The sequence below is a fragment of the Aeromonas cavernicola genome, assembly GCF_002795305.1.
Classification (GTDB): domain Bacteria; phylum Pseudomonadota; class Gammaproteobacteria; order Enterobacterales; family Aeromonadaceae; genus Aeromonas; species Aeromonas cavernicola.
In genome coordinates, this window is the sequence record NZ_PGGC01000027.1 from 1 (window position 1) to 23,452 (window position 23,452).

Below are 23,452 nucleotides of genomic sequence, written 5' to 3' on the forward strand. Positions count from 1 at the left end.
ACACAAAAATGCCGCAGTGGGAGCGGATCATATCTAGGTCAGCGGGGGCCTGATACCAACGTGTATCCGGCAACTCGGGTTGGGGGGTACTACAAGGTAATGCGATACCTTTAGGCAGCAAATAACAAACCGTCAGTATGGGCCGTAGGTGCCCCATCTGTTGGTGCGCCGCCAACATGGTTTCCAGCCCTTTCCAACGCAATAATGACGCTGCCCAAAGAATGCCACTCCCACCCTCTCCCTGACGTGGCCACACTGCTTCAGATAAGCCATTACGAAAAGGCTGCCAGCTGTTTGGAAAATCATCTTTGCCAAGCCGTTCTAGGATGGCGTTTAACGACGGGCGGCAACTCTCGAGATAAAAAACGCGTGTCGCTTGCCATAGCGCCCGAGCAGAGAGCCCAGAACAATACACCGGCCCATGGATCAGCTGCACCACGGGTAATCTCAGGAGTCGGGCGGCCCAATAACAACAGAGATCAACCCCTGGACCAGATGCAGCCAACAAGCAAGTCACCCGACCTAATCGCCATGCCCACCAGAGGATCAGCAGAGTCTGCCAGCTTTGTGAGAGTAAATAGCCGACCCCCGACTCTCTCCCCTGCAATAACCGCGGTAACCCTAGCACGTGGTGCTGGCACAGGGGCCACGAGTCACCATCTTGCGTTACTACATGGAGCTCAGCATGAGGCATACGCTGGTGTAGCTCAGCTAACATCGCCTCTGTCGCAATCTTTGAGCCGCCACGAAAAGGAATGGGATCCACAATCAACAACTTGGGTACCGCACTCGTGGCCATCGATTGTTTGGCATCACGGTCTTGATGAAAAGAAGGGCTGATACTCATGGCTGTTCCTTATTGGCCATATTTGCCGAGCCTGTGGGCTGCTTGCCTGCGCGTAACCGAATCAAGTAAGCACGCCCTATTGCGAGCAGTCGTTGCCAGATCCACGCGGCAATCGCGCCATAGGGCTGCCGCCCTGCCTGTGCCCATTGCCCTGCATAAAGATTTGACCAAATAGACATCACCTTCTCGGTGTAACGAGATACGGTAAAATACTGCCGCGCGCGCAGCTGCCCGGCCAGCCCCATCTGTTGTCGTAATTGGGGATCAGCTAACCGCTGCCACTGATGGGTCATCTGCACCCAATCTTGCGGCTCAGCTAACAAGCCGGTGACGCCGTCATCAACCACTTCAGGGATCCCGCCAACCCGATAGGCACTGACCGGTAATCCCAACATTCCAGCCTCCGCCAAGGTCAAACCAAATACCTCTTCTCTGGCACCAGAGACCAGTAAATCTACCCCGCCACGCAAGATAGCAGCACTGTCTGCACGCTCCCCCAAAAAATGGACCTGCTGCAACACCCCGAGTTCACCCGCTAATGCCTCCAAGGCGTTACGTTCAGGACCACTGCCAATCACCAGCAGATGAGCGTCTTGCCCTGATCGAAGTAGCTCTGCCAGTGAGCGGAGCAGCAGATCCATGCCTTTACGGGGGATCAGCGATCCGATAGTGGCGAGGACAAAACTCGCTGGCGACAGACCTAATTGCTCCCTGACTAACCAAGGCTCCCCCTGATCCAGTCGAACCGGATCAACCCCATTTGCCACATGGATCAAGCGTTCAGGGTCGCAGCCATCTTGGTACCAAGGTGCCAAAACGGGCTGACTGACACCGATCAACACATTGGCCTTATGTACCTGCAAACTAAATCTATCTCTGGGCTGATAACGCGCATGTAAGTGGCAAACTAAAGGGACCTGTAACCCTTGGCACACGTCAGCTAACCATTGACAAGGCGCTGCACTGTTGGCGTGCACCACCGCAATCTGATGTTCACGTAACAACTGGCGCGCACGCAAACAACGCTGCCGATGTGCCACCAAATCAAAACGGGGAGCTTGCCAGCCCAGCAGCAGGCTGAACGGTTCGACTAGCACCATGACCCCAAGACGAACAGCTTCTTCAGCCAGCAAAGGGCTATTACACCAAAGTAATGGGGCAAAACGACGGCGGTCGAGATGGGCTAGCAGATCGAGCAAACAGCGCTCGCTGCCACGAATCCAGTCATCACCGTAATGCACTAATAACACCGGAGTTATGCTCATGCTGTCACTTCCTGATTGACTGTGCCGATGTCGCACTAGAGGCTGGGTGGCTCATGTCATCACTGGCATGCTGGGCATACCGGATCACCGCAAGCGCTAGTGCCAGTTCTAAATAAATGGGCCAAGTGAAGCCTTGGGTCAAAAACGATCCTGAAATCACAAATCCCATCATGCTGGCAATCACCCCCTGCATGGCTGTCGCAACAGCGGGCGGCATTCCCTCTAACTGACAACGCCAAGCGCTGCGTATCGCCACACTCACCATGCCAACAAACAGTACTAACCCAACGAATCCTGTCTCCGCCAGCACGCCAAACCATGTGGAGTGCACCGCATGATTGAGCCCATCCCAATGGGGGCTATAGAAGTAGTAGTTGTAGTAAAAGTTGTTTAGACCAACGCCAATAAAGGGGTGGTCTAACGCCATCCCCCACGCCGCTTGCCACGCATAAAGCCGCCCCATCGCTGAGGCATCAACGCCACTTTCTGCCGCACCACCGGAGGCCCGCTCACTAATCCCTGCGGCAACAAACAGCACCATCATTGCTACAGTACCAAGCATGATCAGTAACGTTTTCGACTGCACCCGCTGCCAAGCAAACACACCACCTACCGCACAAATCCCAAGCAAACCGCCTCGGCTCTGGGTGGCAATGATGGCCGCAGCCGTCAAGATGAAGCCTATCCCCCCTAACGCGCGACCGACCCAACTACCAGGATTCAGTAGTAAGCTCACGGAGAAACCCGCCGGAAATAGTAATACCAACGCTAAATCATTCGGATCGCCCAACACGGAGCCAAGTTCCCGCCCAATGGTGACCCGCGTCTCCTCCACTAAACCGATTCCGTTCGCTTTGTTATAAAGCGCCACCAGCGCCACCATTGAGCCAGCGACCACGAAAGTGCGTACGGCCAACGCGAAATCAGCTGGTGTACGCACCAACCACGCAGTCGCGAGTGTCATCAGATAAATTTTGCTGTAACTACCGGTCCAAGCGGCCATCGCCTCACCCCGATTGTTCGCAAACAAAACACCAATCGACGCAATAATAAAAAATGCACTCAACCAGCTCAGCACCGGGCTCCAGTAAGGTTTGATACGACCGCTCAACACAATGTGCCACGCAAGCGCCCCGATCGCTGCCAAGGATAACAACAGAGGCACTTTGAGCGGATAGAGTGGAGGAAATACCTCATGAAGGCGGAAAAATGAGAAGGTGACAAATCCTAGCACCATCAAAAATGGCCAACGCAGTGCAAACCAGATTGCGGGTATTGCCAGACCGACGGCGGGCAGTAAAAGTGGATGGGGTAAACGTAACCACAGCCATGTGAGCAGCACACAGGCAACCAGCGCCCATAGCCCATGACTTAAACGCCCCATAAACTAACCCACTCTTGTCCAATCCATACCATGACCAGCGCCCCTATGATGCTGGACCAGAGTGGTAACAACCGATAGGGCAGCGGTAATAACCGCTGACTGACGAGGTAAAATGCCAGAGCTCGCACTAAATAGACCAACAGCAGCGTCCAGATCACCCCTTCAACACCATAAGCGGGGATAGTCAGCCAAAACCCCATCACCCCAAGTGCACTGCAACCAAGGTTGATATACATCTGAGACTTACTTTCCTCGCCACTAAAACAACCGACATTCAGTAAATCTGAGACATTACGTACCGCCATCCCCAAGACTAACAACGGGATATAGGCAATCGCACCATGATAGCTTTGTGGTGTCAGCCAAGAGATAAGCAAAGGAGCGATAAGTCCAACGACACCTGCGGTAACAAAACCCAGCACTGACCCAAGCACACTGTAATGGGCATTAAGACGTAAGCCATCAGGCTCTTTGAGCAGCATAAAACGACGGGGATACCACCAGAGTGCAAAGGGTTGGAGCAATAGTCCTACCGCCAGCGCCAATTTACCCGCAACCGCGTAATACGCCAGGCGGGCTTCACCGACCACATCGGCCAATAGCCAACGATCCAAACCATTTAATGCAAAACCGGCAAGGCCACTGACCACCAGCGGCAGTCCATAACGTAATAACGGCCGCGAGTGATACCAATCAAATCGTAACCCGCTGTCACGCCACTGCCAAAAACTCAGAATCAAAGCCAGACCAACACACGTGAGGGTCCCTGAGGCGAGCACCCCACTCACCCCCCACCCTAGCCAGAGCCACCATACCGTCAGCAAAGACTGGATCATCGCCTTGCCTGCCGTGACAAAAAAGAAGAGGCGAGCAAAATTACGCATGCGTAGCCAGGCCAGCGGTACTCCAATCACCCCCTCAAACGGCAAAGCGCATAATACCCAGCGCACATCGGCAAGCTCCGTTGGTACCGGCAACAACGCTTGTACTATGGGAGCTAGCCACCACAGCAACAGCAAACTTCCCAAGGCAATTAGCCACACAAGGCCAAATAAGTTAGCTACCACCGCTTGGCGCGCTTGGTCATCTTTAGCAAGACCCGCAAAACGATAAAGCGCATCCACCAGCCCAAAACCCAAGATCAGTGAGCCGAGGTTAATAAGCGTGAGAAGCACTTCCAGCTGGCCATACTCTTGGGGGACTAACATGTGTGTTAGGACGGGTAGCATCAATAGAGAGATGCCCTTCATCAGTAGCAACCCCACTGCGTAATACAGCATGGCTCGTTGGTTTATCCCCAATGTCATTTGGCCTCCTTGCCGAGGGTGACACTGCATTGCTTTACTGTGATTTCAATAACGCAGTAGGAAGATAAGCCACAAATGGGCTTAAGCTCTTAGCATGTGTCTGATGAGTGACTATATTCAAGCTCACAATGAGACTCTGTCACGCTTTTTGCAGCTGCTGTTGCAAATTTCATCGCAGCCAAGAGAATCCCACTCCCACTATCCTGCTTTTTCATCACGGTAGATCCAAAAACAACCAATTCATGCCACATTAATTCATTGGCGCGACCGACAAGAGGAACAAACGATGAGCCTACTCAACATGCACAACATAAAAGCATGGGCAAAACAGGGCGATACGCCAATGGCTCGCCAGCTATGGCGATTTGCCAAAAGGGCGCGTGGCTGGTCGTGCCCAGTAATCCCTCCCCTTCATCGTTTACTTTATCGTTTTTATCTGCTTACCAGTCATAGCCTCGCCACACTCACTCGCACGCTCTGGTGGACGCCCTTATTTCAATCTCGCCTGACAACACCAGCCCCTCGGCTATATCTGTATGGTGGCATCCCTTTTATCAGTGGCCCAGTGACCATTGAGATCGGCGCAGACTGCCGACTCAGTGCGGCCATAACCATCAGTGGTCGTCCGTCTAGTGAAGCGCCTTTACTCAAGCTAGGTAGTAACATCGATATCGGCTGGCAAACTACCCTAGCAATCGGACGTAAAATTATATTAGGGGACAACGTGCGAATTGCTGGGCGCGCTTTTTTGGCAGGCTATCCTGGCCATCCACTTGACGCAAAGGATCGAGCGTTAGGGAAACCTGACTTGGATGAGCAGGTCGGAGATATCGTGCTAGAACAAGATGTGTGGCTCGGCACCGGCGTGATGGTAATGGCGGGTGTCACCATTGGTGCTGGCACAGTGGTTGCAGCTGGCAGCATCGTCACTCGCAGCTTACCCGCAGGGGTTCTCGCAGCCGGTATCCCAGCGCAAGTGATCAGAACGCTTGGTCGTCAGGAACAACGCGAACCACTTATCTCCCCTTTATTGCAGGAGACCACATCATGACGCCATCAGAGAAGAAACCTCAATTGGTCGTGCTGGGTGAGGACTGGGGGCAACATCCTTCCAGTACTCAGCATCTGATCAGGCGCTTATTACCTGACTATCAGGTGCTTTGGGTAAATTCGATTGGTTTGCGTCGGCCACGCTTTACACTCCATGACCTTACCCGCATGGGGCGCAAATTGAGCGCCGTGTTGCGTCGCTCCGCCAAGACTGAGATATCTTCTGAGCAGCACAATCAGCCCCAGGTTCTCCCCCCCCTTGCTTTACCCCTACCAGGCAATCGCCTAGCAGGAAAAATCAATGGCCACTGGCTTGCCGCACAAATTCGAGCCCAATTTCCCGAGCTAGATCGTCCACTGCTGTGGCTCTCGCTACCCAGTGCTGTCGACCTAGTCGGTAAATTGGGGGAACGCGCTGTGATCTATTATTGCGGCGATGATTTCTCGGCATTAGCGGGAGTAGACCATCAAGCAGTTGCCCGCAGTGAGGCCACACTGGTTGAGAAGGCGGACTTAATCCTCGCCGCCAGCCCTGCGTTAGCGAGCCGCTTCCCACCCCATAAGACTCGCTTGCTCACTCATGGTGTTGATTTGGAACTCTTTATGCCCCCCCAACCGCGGCCAACAGACCTCCCCCGCGGCCGCCCTATTGCCGGTTTTTACGGCAGTATCAGCGACTGGATTGACCTTCCTTTGCTAGCAGAAACAGCCAAAGCGTTACCCCATTGGGATCTCGTGCTGATTGGCCCAGTCCAGACAGACCTTAGCCCCTTACAAGGGCTGCCGAATGTTCATCTCCTGGGCCCCCGCCCTCACCATGCCTTGGCTGCCTACGCCCAACACTGGCAGGTAAGCCTGCTGCCTTTCGTCGATAACGCCCAGATCCGTGCTTGTAACCCACTCAAACTTCGAGAATATCTTGCTGTTGGTCGCCCTATAGTCAGCACTGATTTTCCTGCCTTAGAAGGGTTTCGAGAACTCGTTCATATCAGCACCACAGCCAGTAGCCTCGCCAGTGCAATTAACCAAGCCGCCTTTGATCAGACCAACCCAACGTGGTTTCAAGCCAATGAATGGGAGACATTAACCAGACATCACGGACCTCAAACACGCCAGTCTCACGTCGCTCAACAAAGCTGGGACCATAAGGCCGGTGAACTAAAGACTTGGCTTGCTGAGTTGGGCTAATGATAAGAGGAATGCGAAAGCCCCGTTGGGCAACGGCGATCATCCTCTTATTTGCATCTCATCTCTGCGCCGAAAGTCGACTGAACCAACCGGTGTCACTGCCGCTCAAGGGGTCTCATACCCCACAGCAGGTGAGTCTCATCAACGACCCAGTACCGATAGGCAGTGATGATGAACTAGTGATAGAAGGAGATAATCCCAGCCCCCTATCAACAACCCTGATCTTACGGGTTGATGACACGGCCTCTGTCGGCTATGGCAGTCGGGTTAATCTGGAACGAATCATTCCCCCTGGCCCGTTTACACTTCGTTTCGCCCTCAGTGAATGGCGCACCAATCAACCTCGTGCACTCGCGCTCGACAAGCTCACTGACCTTTATCTTTTTACCGCCGACACGACATCCGCTATGACCATCAAAAAATGGTACTGGACTGCAGGTTTAACCTTACCAAGCGATACGATTGCCCTCGACTTGGGCCCAGCGGATGCACCACGGTTCAGTGGCTTCGATGCAGTAACCCCCGGAGATCCTCGCCTAATCGGGCACCCAACCCCTATCTTACGCCCCTCGGGAGATGCCCTGATCCGTGATGGTTTACGTAACCTTGATGGCCTTAATCTGGCGGTGCCACCAGGGCGCTATGAACTCACCTTGTGGCTAGATGATCCTGGTGAGTGGGAATACGTGCCTCACCCCCTCGAACGCACTGTGCTGATCAATGGTGAACCTATATGGGCAGAGCAATGGCAACCTCAGCAGTGGCTAAAACACCGCTATTTAGCAGGGCAGATGCGGGAGGCATTGCCCAATCCAGACCCTTGGCAGCTGCTGGGCGCCTCTCAGGGGGGACCGGTAACGATCACCCTTACACACGCAGGAGGCCCTTTCAACGTGCAGCTTATTGGTCACTCGCCAGAGGCGAAATTTTTAGCGGGCTTGCTACTGACACCTGCTCCAAAGAGCACGGCTCAACCACGAGGTGCAGTCCCAAAAACCGAGCCGTCACCACACTCAAACGCAACCTTGCTGGTACGAGCAAAACAGCAACAGCTGTTTACCGAAAAATGGGCGCTGGCGCCCTATAAGGCAATACCTGCAACGAGTTCATTGGGCTTACGCCCGATCGCCTCCTCACAACCCACCCTTGGCAGCACGATAAATAGCTCCCTTTCCGACCAACAGTCACCAATAATAGCGGCTCGAGGAAGCCAACTTTTGTTAACGTTCGTGATTGATTCACCATGGGATGACCCAACCCCATTACTGGTGATTCAGCCCCCTACAAGAGAGGATAAATCACTACCACTTACCCCTTATTATGGTCAGTGGCACCTCACGCGGCCCCAAGCCAGTGGTACTTTGCTCACTCCTTCAGATCAAGAGCTGGTTGAAGGTCTCGCTGGGCTTACATTACAACCGTCGGTCCCTCGCCGGATCGTACTGCACCTGCCCATTCCAAACGATGCCCCCGCTGGTATCTATCAAGGCAGCATTCAGCTGTTAAGCAAGCATCAATTGGTGCAACAACCTGTGCAGATTGAGATTCTCCCCTTAAGGCTACCTGCAAGCCTCAAACCCATAGGCATCTATTTGGAAGCTCCGCCTTACTTTAACTGGTTGAACCAAGATACAGCGCAAGCCAGCCAACAAATTGAAGCTGCTAATCGTTGCGATCTCACCCGCTTAGCGCAGCTTGGCATCACCGGCCTCTCTCCCGCATTACCACAAGATGATGCGGGAATACGTAATGCGATAAGCGAAGCGATGGGATTTGGCTTTCAGCCACCGCTACTTGCCTACACACCTCTCAAACGATGGGGAACTGACCTCGCCACCCAACTTACAGCTTGGCAGCGGCAGCAAGCGGCTCTGAAAAAAAACGCTCTCCCTCCCCTCGCGTGGAGCCTGTTTGATGAACCGGAGTTAGCAAGCTTGCCCTCTATTATTAACTTGGCTCAGGAGATGAAACGGCGTGATCCGTTAGTTATCCGAGCCGGCCATTTCAACCATCCTGACCAAGCTCCTTTACTTGCCGAAGTAGAAATAGCATTAATCAATACAGGTTTTGGCGCTGACAAGTCTGATGTCATACGTGTTAGAAACGCGGGTGCGCAACCATGGTTTTATAATCTTGGCAGCCCCAGAGCTGCGGGGTTTTATTTATGGCAGAGCGGAGCACAAGGTTATCTGCAGTGGCATGGCCGGATGCCTACCGCAAAACCTTATGATCCCACTGACGGGCGTGAAAGCGATTTTCTATGGCTTGGCCCTCAAGCTTGTGAAGCACACCGTCTGAGTCAAGATTTGCTCATGCTACAGCAAGCCATCGAAGACTTACGCTGGTTACAATGGCTTGAAGATGCGGCTCGCTATCAAGTTGATGCTGCCTTGTTACTCAGAGACTTACGTCGACAGATCCCTACTCGCTGGCATGATGCAGAGCAACAATCCCCGTACGCATGGGAGGCACTACGTCAACCAATAGAACAACTAGCCAAGCGGCTGAAAACCTTGCAAACTGAGGCCAACCTATCCCCTTGATGCCATTTACTTATGTCAATGCCAAGATCGCAAAGCAGACAACTGATTGTGCCATTTGCACTGTCGGTATTAGCGCTATTTGGTTGTGCCAGAGAAAGGCCGATGGACGACACGCTACCCTTGCTCGCGCAGTTGCGTCAACAACAGTTGGCCGAAAACTCGCAGCTGCAGTTGCAATATCTAGGCGAAGAGATCACCCTCCCATCCGACCAAGAACAGCTATTGCACCAATTTTTAGCCCAAAAAGATCCAACAAGAATTACCCTGATAAGCGGGCCAAGCAAGCAAACTAACGTGCTGGAAAGTGCACGATTGGCTAGCTTACGTCTGAATAAGTTGAGCCAGTTACTCGCACCGCGCGCCATCGAACTGGAGCCCCACTATGACCCAATGCAATCGCCTAATCAGCTCCTGATCAAGGTATTACCTCCTAAAACAGAAGATCACATCAGTGCACAGCCAGAGACACCTCCCCGATAAGACTCAGACATGACTCAGGCAGGGCAACTCGATAAAACGGATAAGGACTTAGCCCCCACAATTTACGCCAGCCCTGACTCAGTCTATAAACCAACAAGGGAGGTTGCAGATAGCGTTGTCCCTGAAACATGATCCCTTGCACCAAAGTGGGTAAGGCAAACGATACTGACATCGCCTCTTGATCTGCAGACAACACCATCGCCTGTAATGCCCCATCACAACGAGGGTGTAATAACTGATAGTTGATATAAGTGCCGCCAAGTAATGGGGTTGCCATACGAACATGCCAGCCCCAACTTGAAAGCTCTGCCAACATCTGTTTTTCGCTATCATCGGCAATCCGATATTGATAACGCCAAAACATAAATCCAATGGAAAGCACAGCCACTAGTAGCCACACTGTATATCCTCTAGCGTGACCGTTCATGACGTCCTCCAACAAACAAGAAAATCATGATGATCATCATGATGGTCCACTGATATAGCTGCGCCCAAGAACCACTGTGTAACCAGCGATACCAACGTACATCTACGCTCATCAGTACTAATCGTAATTGGTTAGCACCGATATAGAGGACACAAACAAATAGCAATAATGGCAACCGCTGACGCCAAGTATGCTGCGGTGTGAGCCAACAAGACGACACCAGCCAAGCAAGTACAACCAAATAAATCTGAGCAAATGAGGAGCATCCTTTCAACACAATTAAAGAATGGCCACCAATACGCTCAATCCGATTTCCTTCCCAATATGTTTGCCATCCCAGTAACTGTAACCACTTGCTTACCCCCCAAGCATCTAAGGCCAACACCGGACCAGAAAGCAGTGCGAATACTTGTTGTCCCCACAAAACGGCGACCGTAAAACCGAATACAATCTGCAATACTGCACGCTGATCCTTTGATTGACCCCGACGCCATAACGTGGCGACCAGCATCAGGCATGCTAATGCCTTGAGGCTAGCGCTTGGCACTAAGATCAATAAAATAAAACCAATGAGCTGATAGCGATTCAATTGCCAACTGGCAGCAATTCGCAACGCAATTTGCCACCAAATAGCGATGAGTAATACAACCAGCAGATTGAAGTGTCCCATATTCAGCCACACCATTATCCACTGATTGGCCAATCCTAATAACAGCCAGTTAGGTGCCCATAGCCAAGGGCGGTCTGCTATCCTCATTCTATGCATCTCCCTAGTATCACCGGATCAGACACCTATACATCATGCCTGCAACAATAATGAAAGCCATAGACCAGATTGGCACGCTTTATTCATAAGAGAGTTAGGCAACCATCACTAACAAAGACAAGGAAAGCGCGATGAAACTCAAACCATTAATTGGTCTACTGGGAATATTCATGGCTACGCAAGTCCACGCGTTGACCGAAGTTGACACTGAATTACAACTGTTGATGGACGTATCAGGTAGCGTCAGCTCCTCTGAATACAATTTGCAGCTACAAGGCTATGTTGATGCTTTTTATAACACTGAGGTACAAAGTGCCATCCTCGATACCAGTGAAGGGCGACTGGGCTCTATTGCCGTTCAAATGGTGATGTGGAGTGGCGGTAGCCAGCAAAGTGTGATGACTGACTGGTTTCATCTCTATGACATGACCTCTATAAACAATTTCGCAGCGACTTTAGATAGTCTGGTTCGTCCCTTCTCAGGTTCAACAGCACCAGGATCCGCAATGGCTTTTGGTGGACTGCAATTTGATAACAACGACTTCACCGCGGCACGTCAGGTTATCGATGTTTCGGGAGATGGCATTCAAAACAATGGTATCGATACAGCAACCGTACGGGATCAACTACTGGCATCAGGTATCGACACCATCAACGGTATCACCATCGGCCAAGACTATGCAGATGGCGTCCTCCAGTCATGGTACATGGATAACATTGCGGGTGGCCAAGATGCATTTGTTATCAATGCAGCAACGTTTTCCGACTTTGGTAGTGCATTACAATTGAAGCTAGCTGCAGAGATCGAAGGCGGGGTCATTCCCGAAGGCGCTCTGCCTGCACCGATAGAAGACATACCGCTGCTTGCTCAATTCCTACTCGGCATCCCTTTAATGCTTGCTTGGCATTATCAACGTCGGTCTCGTTCTTTGCCGCGTCACAGTGCACCGGCTGAGGCTTGACGTACCCCAGCCAGCATCGATGAGATCATCATGTTCCCGATGAAGACTCTGGCCACTGCGCGCAGCCGCCCCTGCGTGCAGTGGCTCAAAAAGTGGGATGTCCCAGTTATCACCTTCCCACTTGCGACACATCTTGGTTTGACACTCACAACACGATCTTGCTCACAACTCCGTATGCTTGCTCCCGCCGGCACATTCCTCGCTCCCTCTAGGCAAGGCGGCCATCGCTCAGCTTGTTAACCTGCCTACGAACCGAATGCCTGACGATGGGCGCCCGACTTCCTTGCGATACCCAATAACAGTACGCGAGTGTCCAGCCTGAACCCACCTCTTACGCTCGGTGTCGCTCTCTCTTTTCTATTGTTCTTCTGACAGTTATGAGGAGATCTTCATGCCTATCACTACAAAATTAAAAACAGTTTCACTGGGTGTCAGCTTGGCACTAGCCGGCCTGCTGGTCGGTTGCAACCAGACTGACGCAGACCCCAAGGTGAAAAACGATGCCTACTACCGCAGCCAAGCCGAAAGCATGGTGACAAAACTGACGCTGAGCGAGAAGCTGAGCCTGCTCTCCGGCCCTGGTTACGGCAGTGCCAACGGCGCCATCAACGTCAAGCAAGACGTGCCCGGCGTGGCGGGTTACATCAACGGTGTGCTGCGCAGCGCGGACGGCATCGACATTCCAGCCCTCAAACTGGCCGACGGGCCGGCAGGGGTACGGATCAACGCCAACCGCGACGGTGACAGCGCCAGCTACTACGCCACCGCCTGGCCCATCGGCTCGCTGCTCGCCTCCAGCTGGGACGTCAAGCTGGTCAAGGCCGTCGGCGCAGCCATGGGGGACGAAGTTCGCCAGTACGGGGTCGATATCTTGCTGGCACCGGGCATGAACATCCAACGCAACCCGCTCAATGGCCGCAACTTCGAGTACTACTCAGAAGACCCCCTACTGACCGGCAAAATCGGGGCCGCCATGGTCAATGGGGTGGAGAGCAACGGGGTGGGCACCACCATCAAACACTACTTCGGCAACAACTCCGAGACCAACCGCACCCAGATCAACGATATCGGTGAGCCGAGAACCTTCCGCGAGATCTACCTGCGTGGCTTTCAGATCGCGGTAGCCGAAGCCCAACCTTGGGCGGTGATGACCTCCTACAACAAGGTCAACGGCACCTATGTCAACGAACGCAGAGATGCGCTGACCGATCTGCTGCGCGGTGAGTGGCAATTCGACGGTCTAGTGATGTCCGACTGGTTTGCCGGCGACGTGGCCAATAGCGCCTACAAACAGGTACTGGCGGGGCAGGATTTGATCGAGCCTGGCAACGTCAAGGAGCAGTTGCAACAATCCATCGAACAGGGCGACCTCGACGAGGCCAAGGTAAACAAGGCCGCCATCCACATCCTGACCCAGGTGATGAAGAGTCCCTCCTATCAGCGGCTGGCTATCAGCAACAACCCAGATTTGGCGGCCCATGCCAAGCTGGCGCGTCAGGCTGGTGCCGAGAGCATGGTGCTGCTACGCAACGATGCCGCCGCCCTGCCGCTAGCGGCAAGCAGCTCCTTGGCCAGCTTCGGCATCAACCAGATCAACACCTACAAGGGCGGCACCGGCAGCGGGGATGTGAACGCCGCCAGCACCACCACCATCGCCCAAGGGTTAGCCGCTCGCTTTTCGGTCAACGAAGCGTTGCAGCGTTACTACCGCGATTTTTACCAGAATAACAAGGTCTATCACGAGGGGCAGTTTGGCGCCAAGGGCTACTACACCTGCGCCGAGGCACCGATAAACGGCGATCTGGCGGCCCTGATCGCCAATACAGCCACCACCCAGCAAGCTGCCATCATCAGCATCGGCCGTCAGGCTGGGGAAGGGGCGGATCGCAGCAGCGGCAAAGGGGACTATCTGCTCGGGGATGACGAGCGCGCCCTTATCGACGCAGTGAGCAGCGCCTTCCACGCCCAAGGCAAGAAGGTTGTCGTGGTACTCAACGTCAACGGCGTCATCGACACCACTCAGTGGCGCGACAAAGTGGATGCCATCCTGCTGGCCTACATGGCCGGCCAGGAGACCGGCCACGCGGTGGCAGACGTACTCTCTGGCGTGGTCAACCCGAGCGGCAAACTGGCCCAAAGCTTCCCGCAAAGCTATGCCAGCGTTCCCTCCGCCGATACCTTTCCTGGCGAGGATTCTGACGGGGATGGCGAACCGGACGATCTCTACTACAACGAGGGGATCTACGTGGGCTACCGCTACTACAGCACCTTTGAGCAGGCAGTATCCTATCCGTTCGGCTTCGGCCTCTCCTACACCAGCTTCAGCTACACCAACCCCACTATCGCCAGCAATACATTGACCAACGATGGCACAGGTAGCCTGGTGCTGACCGCCACCATCAGCAACACCGGTGCGGTGGCAGGAAAGGAAGCGGCCCAAGTCTATGTCACCGCCCCCGAGGTCAAGCTGAAGAAACCGCTCATCGAGCTCAAGGCCTTTGCCAAGACGGCGCAGCTGGCACCTGGCGCCAGCGAACAGCTGAGTTTTACTATTCCGGCCAGCATCCTCGCCAGCTTCGATGAGACCAGCAACCAGTGGATCGTGGAGCCGGGCCGCTACAATGTCTACATCAGCCCCTCGTCAAATATCTCCGCCAGCACGCCGGTCAGCTTCACGGTGAGCAAGGAGATCGTGGTCAGCAATACCACGCTGGGGGCGCTGGCACTGCCAGCTGGGGTAGACCCCACCACTGTCACTACCGTCACCCGCTAACACGATGCGTTCAGCTCAGCTTGACTCGACAATTATGGCTCGGCAATAGCCCGACTACGGGACTGGCCTTGCGCCGGTCTCGTGTTATTGGCGGGCGTTGCGGTAGGCCAGTGGCGTCATCTTGGTATTGGCCTTGAAGAAGCGGTTGAAGGCGCTCTGGGACGAGAAACCGACCTTATCACTGATGTTCTGCAGGGGTTGCAGCCCCTCGCCCAGCAAGCGACAGGCTTCGTTCACCCTCGCCTCCCTGAGCAGAGTGGAGAAGCTGCATCCCTCCCCCTGTAATTTACGATTCAACGTCCAACGACTGACGTTCATGGCCGCACACACTTCTTTGAGCAGGCTTGCGTCGCACTCCAACCCCCTCTCTTGGATTTTGTGACGGATCCGCTCCCCTACCAGATAGGCAAAGGGGGACCGCTCGGCGATGTCGGCGCAAATCTGAACCAACTGGGCCAGCTGCAGACGAGCAAGGGGCTCGTTGTAGCTGGGGCTGAGGCTATCTAGCTGGAGATTGTTGATGGTCAGGGTATTCTCCCTTTGCTCCCTTTGCTCCCAGCGGCAACGGGTGGCAAAAAAGTGATCCAGCAGCTGATGGCGCGGTGGTGGTTGCCCCGTGAAGCCCACTGAGATCCGGGGAGCATCCAGATAGAACCGCAAGATCCGAAAGATCATGATGAAGTTGGGAATGGCCTGGCTCGCACCTAAACTGGCGGGCCCCTGATTGAGATACAGATATTGGCTGACCTGCCCTCCTCGGCGCACCCGCAGCTCATCACAACTGCCGATAATGGGGCGATAGGCCAGCAGCACCTCGAGCGCCGCACGCGGCGATGGCTGGTTTAGGCACAGGCTGATGAGCGGCGGATAATGCTGGTAGAGCTGAGCGATGTCATAGGAGAGGATGGTTTCGTGAAAACTGGCCAAATAGGGCTGCATCAGTTGCAGCATCCGGTAGTGGCTATGGGCTGGGATCCGACCCAGTTCCCGCTCGATGTCGAACGAGGTGAGTCCACCCGCCAGCAAAATGGCAGCAGGATCGCCCCCCTGCTGCTGGCAGGCCGCCAGCATGGTTCTGATCACCTGATTTGATACGCTCTGCGACATCTGCCGTCCCAATCTGCATGCTAACAGGAAACTGCTCGTGATCCCCCAGCCCGCGAAGTCAGGGCGGGAAAGCCCCCATATCGCAATGGCGGGACCAGTATGGGGTGGTTGCAAAGCAAGCAGATGTAACGGAGTGTAAAAACATGCGCCAGCGCGCCTATTTGGCCCCATATCGTCACACTAGCGGGACACGTCAGTTTCCGCGGTGAAAAATGGCGCCCGCAGGCGCCATCTCATCAGGATCGGCAAACAGGCAATAGCGGTTTAGCGCACCTTGTGCTGCTGTGCCAGATAGAGCCAGGTATTGACCACGGTATCAGGGTTCAGCGACACCGAATCGATCCCCTGCTCCACCAGCCAGGCGGCGAAGTCCGGGTGATCCGATGGCCCCTGACCGCAGATCCCCACGTACTTGCCCGCCTTGCGCGCGGCCTGAATGGCCATCGACAGCAGCGCCTTGACCGCCTCGTTGCGCTCGTCGAACAGGTGGGCAATCAGCCCCGAATCCCTATCAAGTCCGAGCGCGAGCTGAGTCATGTCGTTGGAGCCGATAGAAAAACCATCCACGTGTTCAAGAAACTGGTCAGCCAACAGGGCGTTGCTTGGGATCTCGCACATCATGATCACCTTAAGCCCCCGTTCGCCACGGCGCAGGCCGTTTTCTGCCAGAATGTCGATCACCTGTACGGCCTCACTGACGGTGCGCACGAAGGGGATCATTATCTCGACGTTGGTTAACCCCATCACATCGCGCACCCGCTTGATCGCCTCGCACTCGAGGGCAAAACAGGGGCGGAAGCTGTCGGCGATATAACGCGACGCGCCACGAAAGCCGATCATCGGGTTCTCTTCATGAGGCTCGTAATCACGTCCCCCCACCAAGTTGGCGTACTCGTTGGACTTAAAATCCGACATCCGCACGATCACCCGCTCCGGCCAGAAGGCAGCAGCGAGGGTTGCGATCCCTTCGCTCAACTTGGCGACGTAGAACTCACGCGGGCTGTCGTAACCGGCGATCATCTTGGCGATGGTGGCCTTGAGCTCTGGCGTTTGCTGGTCAAACTCCAGCAAGGCCTTGGGGTGCACGCCGATCATCCGGTTGATGATGAACTCAAGGCGCGCCAGCCCCACCCCAGCATGAGGTAGCTGGGCAAAATCAAACGCCCGGTCCGGGTTGCCGACGTTCATCATGATCTTGATCGGCAGCTGTGGCATGTTGCCCACCTCGGTCACCGCCACATCGAAGTCCAGCTCGCCGTCATAGATAAAACCGGTATCCCCTTCGGCACAAGAAACGGTGATCCGCTGGCCCGGTTGGATATGATCGGTGGCGTTGCCACAGCCGACCACTGCCGGAATGCCCAGCTCACGGGCGATAATGGCGGCGTGACAGGTGCGGCCGCCCCGGTTGGTGACGATGGCGGAGGCCCGCTTCATGATGGGCTCCCAGTCCGGGTCGGTCATGTCGGTGACCAGCACATCGCCGGGTTGCACTTCGTCCATCTGGCTGATGGAGGAGATGACCCGCGCCGGGCCCGCGCCAATCTTGTGGCCGATGGCCCGCCCCTCGATCAGCACCTTGCCCGCTTGCTTGAGGGCAAAACGCTCGAGGGTGTTAGCCTCCTGGCGGCTGCGCACGGTTTCCGGGCGCGCCTGCACGATATAGAGCTGGCCATCCTGACCATCTTTGGCCCACTCGATATCCATTGGGCGGCCGTAGTGCTGCTCGATAATGAGGGCCTGTTGCGCCAGCGCCATCACCTCCTCATCGCTGATGCAAAAATGGCTGCGCTCGGCCTCATCGGTATCGGCGATCTGCACCTGACGGCCATGGCTGGCATCGGCGGAATAGGTCATCTTGAGCAGTTTCGAGCCTAAGCTCTTGCGCACCACCGCTGGGCGACCCGCCTTGAGAGTGGGTTTATGTACATAGAACTCATCCGGGTTAACCGCCCCCTGCACCACCATCTCGCCAAGACCGTGAGCGCCGGTGATAAAGACCACGTCGTTAAAACCCGACTCGGTATCGAGGGTAAACATCACGCCAGAGGCGGCGAGATCCGAGCGCACCATCCGCTGTACCCCAGCCGAGAGAGCCACCCCTTTGTGGTCGTAACCTTGATGCACCCGATAGGAGATGGCGCGATCGTTAAACAGGGAGGCAAATACATGCTTGATGGCGATCATCACGGCATCGATGCCGCGCACGTTGAGGAAAGTCTCCTGCTGGCCAGCAAAGGAGGCATCCGGCATATCCTCAGCGGTGGCAGAAGAGCGCACCGCAAACGAGGCCTCCCCTAAGCCTGCGCTCAGCTGCTGATAGGCGCTACGCACCGCCTGCTCCAACGCACTCTGGAATGGGGCCTCAATCACCCAGTCGCGGATCTGCTGACCGGCCTGATTTAGGGCAGCGATATCGTTCACATCTAAGTTATCAAGCAGATGGTGGATTTTGCTGTTGAGGCCACTGGACTCAAGAAACTCGTTAAACGCAAACGCCGTGGTGGCAAAGCCACCCGGCACCGATACACCGGCCCCCGCTAGATTGCTGATCATCTCACCAAGGGATGCGTTCTTGCCGCCCACTCGTTCTACATCATGCATACCGAGTTGCTCGTACCACACTACGTACTGTTGCACTTGCATGTCTCCTGTTGGATGGGCGCTTGGCCATCACACCTTGGGCGCCCACTATTATCGGTGTATAAGCTGCCCAATTATCCAAGCCTGCTGTTTGTCAACGCACGAATCAACAACCTTGAAAACGTTTTCCTTTGGCAGCCAAAAAAATCCCCGTGCAAGTCAGGGGATCGTCAAATGACCCAAACATTCTACAATGTCGATACAAAAATATAACGATTCAGATTTGCAAGCGGCGTCACAACTTGGCTACAGCAGACCCGTTGACAAAACTGGTATGGTTTCGATGGGTACAGCCCATCCCAGAACCTTAGATTCATGTAACAGGAGCCTCGTGTGCACACGGTTTTTTATGTTTCAGACGGCACAGCCATCACCGCCGAAGTGTTCGGCCATGCGGTATTAAGCCAGTTTCCTCTGGTGTTCGAGCAAGTCACCATCCCATTTGTCGAGACCCAAGAAAAGGCCCGCCAAGTGCGACTGCGGATCAACGAGCAGTTTCGCCAGACGGGGCTGCGCCCGATCTTGTTCCATACCATCGTTGACCCCTTGGTGCGCGAAGAGGTACTCAAAGCCGAGGCCAGTAGCCACGATTTTCTCAACACCTTCGTCAGCCCCTTGGAGCAGGAGCTGGGCATCAAAGCTGAACCCAAGCCCCACCGCACCCACGGTATGGAGAACCGCAAGCTCTATGACGATCGTATTGAGGCGGTCAACTTTGCGTTGGCCAACGACGATGGCATCACCACCAAGGAGTACGACGAAGCCGACATCATCCTAATCGGGGTGTCGCGCTGCGGCAAAACCCCCACCAGCCTCTATCTGGCGCTGCAATTTGGTATTCGCGCCGCCAACTACCCGTTTATCGAACAAGACATGGGCTCCCTCGCACTGCCTGCGGCGCTCAAAGCCAATCGCCACAAGCTGTTTGGCCTCACCATCGCCCCCCTGCGCTTACACGAGATCCGCAACCAACGCCGCGCCAACAGCCGTTACTCCTCGATCGAGCAGTGCGAGCAGGAGCTGGCCTGCGTCGAGCGGCTGTTTCGCCAAGAGGCGATCCGTTTTCTCGATACCAGCTCCCACTCGGTCGAAGAGATTAGCGCCAAAATCCTAGAGGCGACCGGCCTGCGTCGCCAGCTCTGTTAAGCCAACTTGCCAGCTACACCGTCACATCCGATAAAAAAGTGCGCCAGTGCTATCCACCTATCAACTGGCGCAGATTGATTTAAGACCTTAATGCAACAACCTCTCCCTGTCGGTCTTCGATTAGTACGGCCGTTTATCATCACATCTGGCTTTTTGGCCGACATAACGATTCGAGTGGGTACATCAATGGTGTCTTGTTCTCCGCACCGCTCTGATAGCCAGCTGAAAATCCAGCAGCAATCAGCAATGTCAACGAAATCTAATTCGATTGAGCAAAAAAGCGACGGTCACCATAAAAAGCTTACTGAGATCATAAAAACGCTACATTTTGTTAAAAATACAGCCATTACACCATGAAAAAAGGTGCATAAGTGGCGGATGATCACTATTCTTCTGCGCTTGCTAGCCATTAGAAAAAAATGGCGAATAGCATTCCGTAACGAAATAAATACAGATTTCCCCCGTGTTCATCCTGTATCAGGTGAGGGACGCCGCAAGAGGGGCAAACTATAACGTCAGAGGTTAAGGGCAGAATATGGATCTTCAACAAGAGGGTGAAGAGCTCAAACGCGGCTTAAAAAACCGCCACATCCAGCTCATCGCGCTGGGCGGCGCCATTGGCACCGGCCTGTTTCTCGGGGTCGCCGATACCCTGAAAATGGCGGGACCAGCGGTGCTGCTGGGGTATGCTATCGGTGGCTTTATCGCGTTCTTGATCATGCGCCAGCTCGGTGAAATGGTAGTGGAAGAGCCCGTTGCAGGCTCTTTTAGCCACTTTGCCTGTAAATACTGGGGCAATTTTGCTGGCTTTGCGTCCGGCTGGAACTACTGGGTACTTTATGTGCTCGTCAGCATGGCGGAGCTGACCGCTGTGGGTATCTACGTCCAATATTGGTGGCCCGAGATCCCGACCTGGATGTCTGCTGCTTTCTTCTTCGTCCTGATTAACGCAGTCAATTTCTCCAACGTTAAGGCGTTTGGTGAGATGGAGTTTTGGTTTGCCATCATTAAGGTGGTCGCTATTCTCGGCATGATTGGCTTTGGTGGCTACCTGCTGCTCTCCGATACCGCAGGCCCTGAAGCTAGCGTGACCAACCTCTGGGCTCAAGGTGGCTTCTTCCCCCATGGGGTCGGTGGATTAGTGATGGCCATGGCGTTTATCACTTTTTCCTTCGGTGGACTCGAGCTAGTAGGGATCACCGCCGCCGAAGCCGATGACCCAGAAAAGAGCATTCCCAAAGCCACCAATCAGGTGATCTACCGGATTTTGATCTTCTACATCGGAGCCCTGACTGTGCTGCTGTCACTCTATCCGTGGAGCAAGGTAGCAGAAGGGGGTAGCCCTTTCGTGATGATTTTCCATGCCCTCGACAGCAACCTCGTCGCCAACGCCCTGAATTTGGTGGTGCTGACAGCCGCCCTGTCGGTCTATAACAGCTGTGTTTACTGCAACAGCCGGATGCTATTTGGCTTGGCTAAACAAGGTAATGGCCCCAAAGCGCTACTCAAAACCAACAAGAGTGGTGTGCCGCTGGTCGCCATTTCCATCTCTGCAGCAGCCACCTTACTGTGTGTGCTGATCAACTATTTGATCCCGGGTAAAGCCTTTGGTCTGTTGATGTCCTTGGTGGTCTCTGCATTGGTTATCAACTGGGCCATGATCAGCCTCGCGCATCTCAAGTTTCGCAACCACATGCTAGCAAAAGGAAAGGAGCCAAAGTTCAAAGCACTATGGAGTCCGTTTGGTAACTATCTGTGCCTTGCGTACATGGCTGCCATCTTGGTCATCATGTACCTCAATGACGGCACTCGGATCTCGGTTGAGCTGATTCCGGTCTGGCTGGTAGTACTGGGTATCGGTTTTATGATCAAACGTCAGAGCCAAGCCCACGCTAAGCACAATTGATCCCAAGCCAAGATGCTAAAACGCCGATCAGATGATCGGCGTTTTGTCAGCTAGTTCACGTTATCCGTTCAGATAATAAGCGGGCGCCCTGCGTGGGCCACACTCCCCCCATTAACGCCCCAGATATTCCCGATCAAAAAAGGTATAGACCCAGTGGGGCCGATAGATGGCCAGCACGGTCATCGCCATGCCATTGAGCAGCGCTTCGGGAAACAGCAGTAGAGGCCAGACAGAGAGGTAATCGGCCAGGATGGTATGCCAAGGGTAGCTGCCGCCAAGGCCCATCAGCAAGGCGCTGGCCACTACTTTGACGGTGATAGTCACCGCCCCGCCAAGAAACGCAGCAACAAAGATATAGACAAACAGGTGACGCGGTAGAAAGGCCCAGCTGGCCAGGAACAGCAGCCAGCTAGTGGCCACAGGCAGGGCAATCCCGATCAGCCCTTGCCAACCGAAGTCAGCCAAATTGGTGACCCCGAAGTAACCAAGCACCAGCAGAGTGAGACAAGGGGCCAGCAGCGCTAATCGCCAGCCCAGCAACAAGGTAAGGGAGGTAAGCCCGAGAAAATGCACTTCTAGCCCCTCATGCAGCCCTGCCCGTAGATACCAAAGTGGCACCAGTGCAATGGCACAGCCCAGCAACAGGTGCTGATAAAGGGGATTGTCGTGGAGTGTTTGCCACACTGAACGATGAAGGCTCAACAGCAGCAATATGAGCCAGCAGATGAGGGCGGCGAGTTGTCCTTCACTCATGCGCGTTTACTCGGGCAAGTGGAGATAACCTAAGCCGCTGCTGCCTTGCAAACGAGAGCGGCCCAGTGGTAAATCAATACTTCACGTTGTGGTGATAGCGACCAATAATGCCTTGGATCCGATCCATGGTCTCTTTGCTCGGCGGTTTGATCCCCGTCAGATCATAGGTATCACCCAAGACATCCCATTTGTGTTTACCCAGCTCGTGATAAGGCAGCAGCTCCACCTTCTCAACACTCTCCCCCAGTTCGGCGATGAACTGACCTAATGCTTCTGCACTCTGCTCATCATCAGTCCAGGTCGGCACCACCACATAGCGGATCCACATGGTTTTGCCTTTCGCCGCCAGATAGCGGGCAAACTCCAAGGTGTACTTATTGCTCACGTGGGTCAACGGGATGTGTTTGTCATCGTTGATCTGCTTGATGTCGAGTAATACGAGGTCGGTGTTGTCGAGCACCTTATCAACCTGCTCATCCATCTGCCGGACAAAACCGTTGGTATCAAGACAGGTGTGAATGCCTTTTGCTTTGCAGGCGGCAAACAGCTCAGCAATAAATGCTTGCTGCAACATGGCCTCGCCACCGGATGCTGTCACGCCGCCGCCAGAGGCATTCATGAAGTGACGATAACTAGTGATATCACTCATCAGCTCGGGCACGGTCATCTCTCGACCGCCCTGCGTATCCCACGTATCGCGGTTGTGGCAATACTTGCAGCGCATCAGGCAGCCCTGCATAAACACAATAAACCGGATGCCGGGACCATCCACCGTGCCGCAGGTTTCAACAGAGTGAACTCGGCCAATGACGCCTGGCGCCTCGGCTGGTTCGCTGATATTCGCAACAGGGATCGGGTTCGTGACAGACATAGACAACTCCAACGGTTCGGTCAGGCCGCCATTT

General features: G+C 54.4%; 18 protein-coding genes. 8 read left to right on the forward strand and 10 right to left on the reverse strand.

Annotation, left to right across the window (positions count from 1 at the left end):
• The 4 genes from CUC53_RS03315 to CUC53_RS03330 all read right to left on the reverse strand — a co-directional run.
• Positions 1–847: glycosyltransferase family protein (locus CUC53_RS03315; protein WP_100292836.1), on the reverse strand; the 847-nt coding region annotated here is incomplete at its 3' end.
• The gene (locus tag CUC53_RS03320; RefSeq protein ID WP_100292837.1) at positions 844–2,112 is read right to left on the reverse strand and encodes a glycosyltransferase family 4 protein; all 1,269 of its coding nucleotides are present in this window, start codon (positions 2,110–2,112) and stop codon (positions 844–846) included. The genes CUC53_RS03320 and CUC53_RS03315, both read right to left, overlap by 4 nt.
• A 4-nt stretch (positions 2,113–2,116) precedes the next feature.
• Positions 2,117–3,496 carry an O-antigen ligase family protein gene (locus CUC53_RS03325; RefSeq protein ID WP_100292838.1) on the reverse strand — a complete coding sequence of 460 codons (1,380 nt, stop codon included), beginning with the start codon at positions 3,494–3,496 and terminating at the stop codon, positions 2,117–2,119.
• Positions 3,484–4,803 carry a lipopolysaccharide biosynthesis protein gene (locus CUC53_RS03330; protein WP_100292839.1) on the reverse strand — a complete coding sequence of 440 codons (1,320 nt, stop codon included), beginning with the start codon at positions 4,801–4,803 and terminating at the stop codon, positions 3,484–3,486. The genes CUC53_RS03325 and CUC53_RS03330 overlap by 13 nt, the downstream gene beginning before the upstream one ends.
• Before the next feature lie 286 nt (positions 4,804–5,089).
• Here CUC53_RS03330 and CUC53_RS03335 point away from each other — a divergent pair, with 286 nt between their 5' ends.
• The 4 genes from CUC53_RS03335 to CUC53_RS03350 are packed head-to-tail and all read left to right on the forward strand — an operon-like array spanning position 5,090 to position 10,064.
• A complete protein-coding gene (locus tag CUC53_RS03335; RefSeq protein ID WP_100292840.1) occupies positions 5,090–5,854 on the forward strand; it encodes an acyltransferase in 765 nt (254 codons plus the stop codon).
• Positions 5,851–7,041, forward strand: coding sequence for a glycosyltransferase (locus CUC53_RS03340; protein WP_100292841.1), 1,191 nt, complete (start codon positions 5,851–5,853; stop codon positions 7,039–7,041). The genes CUC53_RS03335 and CUC53_RS03340 overlap by 4 nt, the downstream gene beginning before the upstream one ends.
• Before the next feature lie 11 nt (positions 7,042–7,052).
• A complete protein-coding gene (locus CUC53_RS03345) occupies positions 7,053–9,584 on the forward strand; it encodes a hypothetical protein (protein ID WP_100292842.1) in 2,532 nt (843 codons plus the stop codon).
• A 48-nt stretch (positions 9,585–9,632) separates the two neighbouring features.
• Positions 9,633–10,064 (forward strand): hypothetical protein, encoded by a 432-nt coding sequence (locus tag CUC53_RS03350; RefSeq protein ID WP_236757855.1) that lies wholly within the window; start codon positions 9,633–9,635, stop codon positions 10,062–10,064.
• On the opposite strand, the gene CUC53_RS03355 is transcribed toward CUC53_RS03350, so the two are convergent.
• Positions 10,033–10,491 (reverse strand): hypothetical protein, encoded by a 459-nt coding sequence (locus CUC53_RS03355; protein WP_100292844.1) that lies wholly within the window; start codon positions 10,489–10,491, stop codon positions 10,033–10,035. The two genes, CUC53_RS03350 and CUC53_RS03355, sit on opposite strands and share 32 nt — an antisense overlap.
• On the reverse strand, positions 10,475–11,248 hold the full coding sequence (locus CUC53_RS03360; RefSeq protein ID WP_420808038.1) for an archaeosortase/exosortase family protein: 774 nt from the start codon (positions 11,246–11,248) through the stop codon (positions 10,475–10,477). The genes CUC53_RS03355 and CUC53_RS03360 overlap by 17 nt, the downstream gene beginning before the upstream one ends.
• 140 nt (positions 11,249–11,388) lie before the next feature.
• On the opposite strand from CUC53_RS03360, the gene CUC53_RS03365 reads away from it, so the two are divergent.
• Positions 11,389–12,219, forward strand: a complete 831-nt coding sequence (locus CUC53_RS03365) for a DUF1194 domain-containing protein (protein ID WP_100292845.1) — start codon at positions 11,389–11,391, stop codon at positions 12,217–12,219.
• Positions 12,220–12,610: 391 nt separating this feature from the next.
• The gene (locus CUC53_RS03370; protein WP_100292846.1) at positions 12,611–14,992 is read left to right on the forward strand and encodes a beta-glucosidase; all 2,382 of its coding nucleotides are present in this window, start codon (positions 12,611–12,613) and stop codon (positions 14,990–14,992) included.
• A gap of 84 nt (positions 14,993–15,076) precedes the next feature.
• On the opposite strand, the gene CUC53_RS03375 is transcribed toward CUC53_RS03370, so the two are convergent.
• Together CUC53_RS03375 and ppsA are read right to left on the reverse strand one after the other, a co-directional pair.
• Positions 15,077–16,063: an AraC family transcriptional regulator gene (locus CUC53_RS03375; protein ID WP_100292847.1), complete on the reverse strand. Its 987-nt coding sequence runs from the start codon at positions 16,061–16,063 to the stop codon at positions 15,077–15,079.
• Positions 16,064–16,363: 300 nt separating this feature from the next.
• Positions 16,364–18,745 carry a phosphoenolpyruvate synthase gene (gene ppsA, locus CUC53_RS03380; RefSeq protein WP_167386672.1) on the reverse strand — a complete coding sequence of 794 codons (2,382 nt, stop codon included), beginning with the start codon at positions 18,743–18,745 and terminating at the stop codon, positions 16,364–16,366.
• 330 nt (positions 18,746–19,075) lie between these two features.
• Here ppsA and ppsR point away from each other — a divergent pair, with 330 nt between their 5' ends.
• Both ppsR and CUC53_RS03390 read left to right on the forward strand, forming a co-directional pair.
• Positions 19,076–19,888, forward strand: a complete 813-nt coding sequence (gene ppsR, locus CUC53_RS03385; protein WP_100292848.1) for a posphoenolpyruvate synthetase regulatory kinase/phosphorylase PpsR — start codon at positions 19,076–19,078, stop codon at positions 19,886–19,888.
• Positions 19,889–20,423: 535 nt separating this feature from the next.
• The gene (locus tag CUC53_RS03390; RefSeq protein ID WP_100292849.1) at positions 20,424–21,794 is read left to right on the forward strand and encodes an amino acid permease; all 1,371 of its coding nucleotides are present in this window, start codon (positions 20,424–20,426) and stop codon (positions 21,792–21,794) included.
• Between the two features lie 111 nt (positions 21,795–21,905).
• On the opposite strand, the gene CUC53_RS03395 is transcribed toward CUC53_RS03390, so the two are convergent.
• Positions 21,906–22,547: an energy-coupling factor ABC transporter permease gene (locus tag CUC53_RS03395; RefSeq protein WP_100292850.1), complete on the reverse strand. Its 642-nt coding sequence runs from the start codon at positions 22,545–22,547 to the stop codon at positions 21,906–21,908.
• Positions 22,548–22,620: 73 nt separating this feature from the next.
• On the reverse strand, positions 22,621–23,418 hold the full coding sequence (gene pflA, locus CUC53_RS03400) for a pyruvate formate lyase 1-activating protein (RefSeq protein ID WP_100292851.1): 798 nt from the start codon (positions 23,416–23,418) through the stop codon (positions 22,621–22,623).
• Positions 23,419–23,452: the final 34 nt, after the last annotated feature.

What these genes read in the sequence shown, in the direction of transcription:
- CUC53_RS03320 (WP_100292837.1), bottom strand. Translation starts at nt 2,112, where the DNA reads ATGAGCATAACTCCGGTGTTATTAGTGCATTACGGTGATGACTGGATT.
- CUC53_RS03325 (WP_100292838.1), bottom strand. Translation starts at nt 3,496, where the DNA reads ATGGGGCGTTTAAGTCATGGGCTATGGGCGCTGGTTGCCTGTGTGCTG.
- CUC53_RS03330 (WP_100292839.1), bottom strand. Translation starts at nt 4,803, where the DNA reads ATGACATTGGGGATAAACCAACGAGCCATGCTGTATTACGCAGTGGGG.
- CUC53_RS03335 (WP_100292840.1), top strand. Translation starts at nt 5,090, where the DNA reads ATGAGCCTACTCAACATGCACAACATAAAAGCATGGGCAAAACAGGGC.
- CUC53_RS03340 (WP_100292841.1), top strand. Translation starts at nt 5,851, where the DNA reads ATGACGCCATCAGAGAAGAAACCTCAATTGGTCGTGCTGGGTGAGGAC.
- CUC53_RS03345 (WP_100292842.1), top strand. Translation starts at nt 7,053, where the DNA reads ATGCGAAAGCCCCGTTGGGCAACGGCGATCATCCTCTTATTTGCATCT.
- CUC53_RS03355 (WP_100292844.1), bottom strand. Translation starts at nt 10,491, where the DNA reads ATGAACGGTCACGCTAGAGGATATACAGTGTGGCTACTAGTGGCTGTG.
- CUC53_RS03360 (WP_420808038.1), bottom strand. Translation starts at nt 11,248, where the DNA reads ATGAGGATAGCAGACCGCCCTTGGCTATGGGCACCTAACTGGCTGTTA.
- CUC53_RS03365 (WP_100292845.1), top strand. Translation starts at nt 11,389, where the DNA reads ATGAAACTCAAACCATTAATTGGTCTACTGGGAATATTCATGGCTACG.
- CUC53_RS03370 (WP_100292846.1), top strand. Translation starts at nt 12,611, where the DNA reads ATGCCTATCACTACAAAATTAAAAACAGTTTCACTGGGTGTCAGCTTG.
- CUC53_RS03375 (WP_100292847.1), bottom strand. Translation starts at nt 16,063, where the DNA reads ATGCTGGCGGCCTGCCAGCAGCAGGGGGGCGATCCTGCTGCCATTTTG.
- ppsA (WP_167386672.1), bottom strand. Translation starts at nt 18,745, where the DNA reads ATGCAAGTGCAACAGTACGTAGTGTGGTACGAGCAACTCGGTATGCAT.
- CUC53_RS03390 (WP_100292849.1), top strand. Translation starts at nt 20,424, where the DNA reads ATGGATCTTCAACAAGAGGGTGAAGAGCTCAAACGCGGCTTAAAAAAC.
- CUC53_RS03395 (WP_100292850.1), bottom strand. Translation starts at nt 22,547, where the DNA reads ATGAGTGAAGGACAACTCGCCGCCCTCATCTGCTGGCTCATATTGCTG.
- pflA (WP_100292851.1), bottom strand. Translation starts at nt 23,418, where the DNA reads ATGTCTGTCACGAACCCGATCCCTGTTGCGAATATCAGCGAACCAGCC.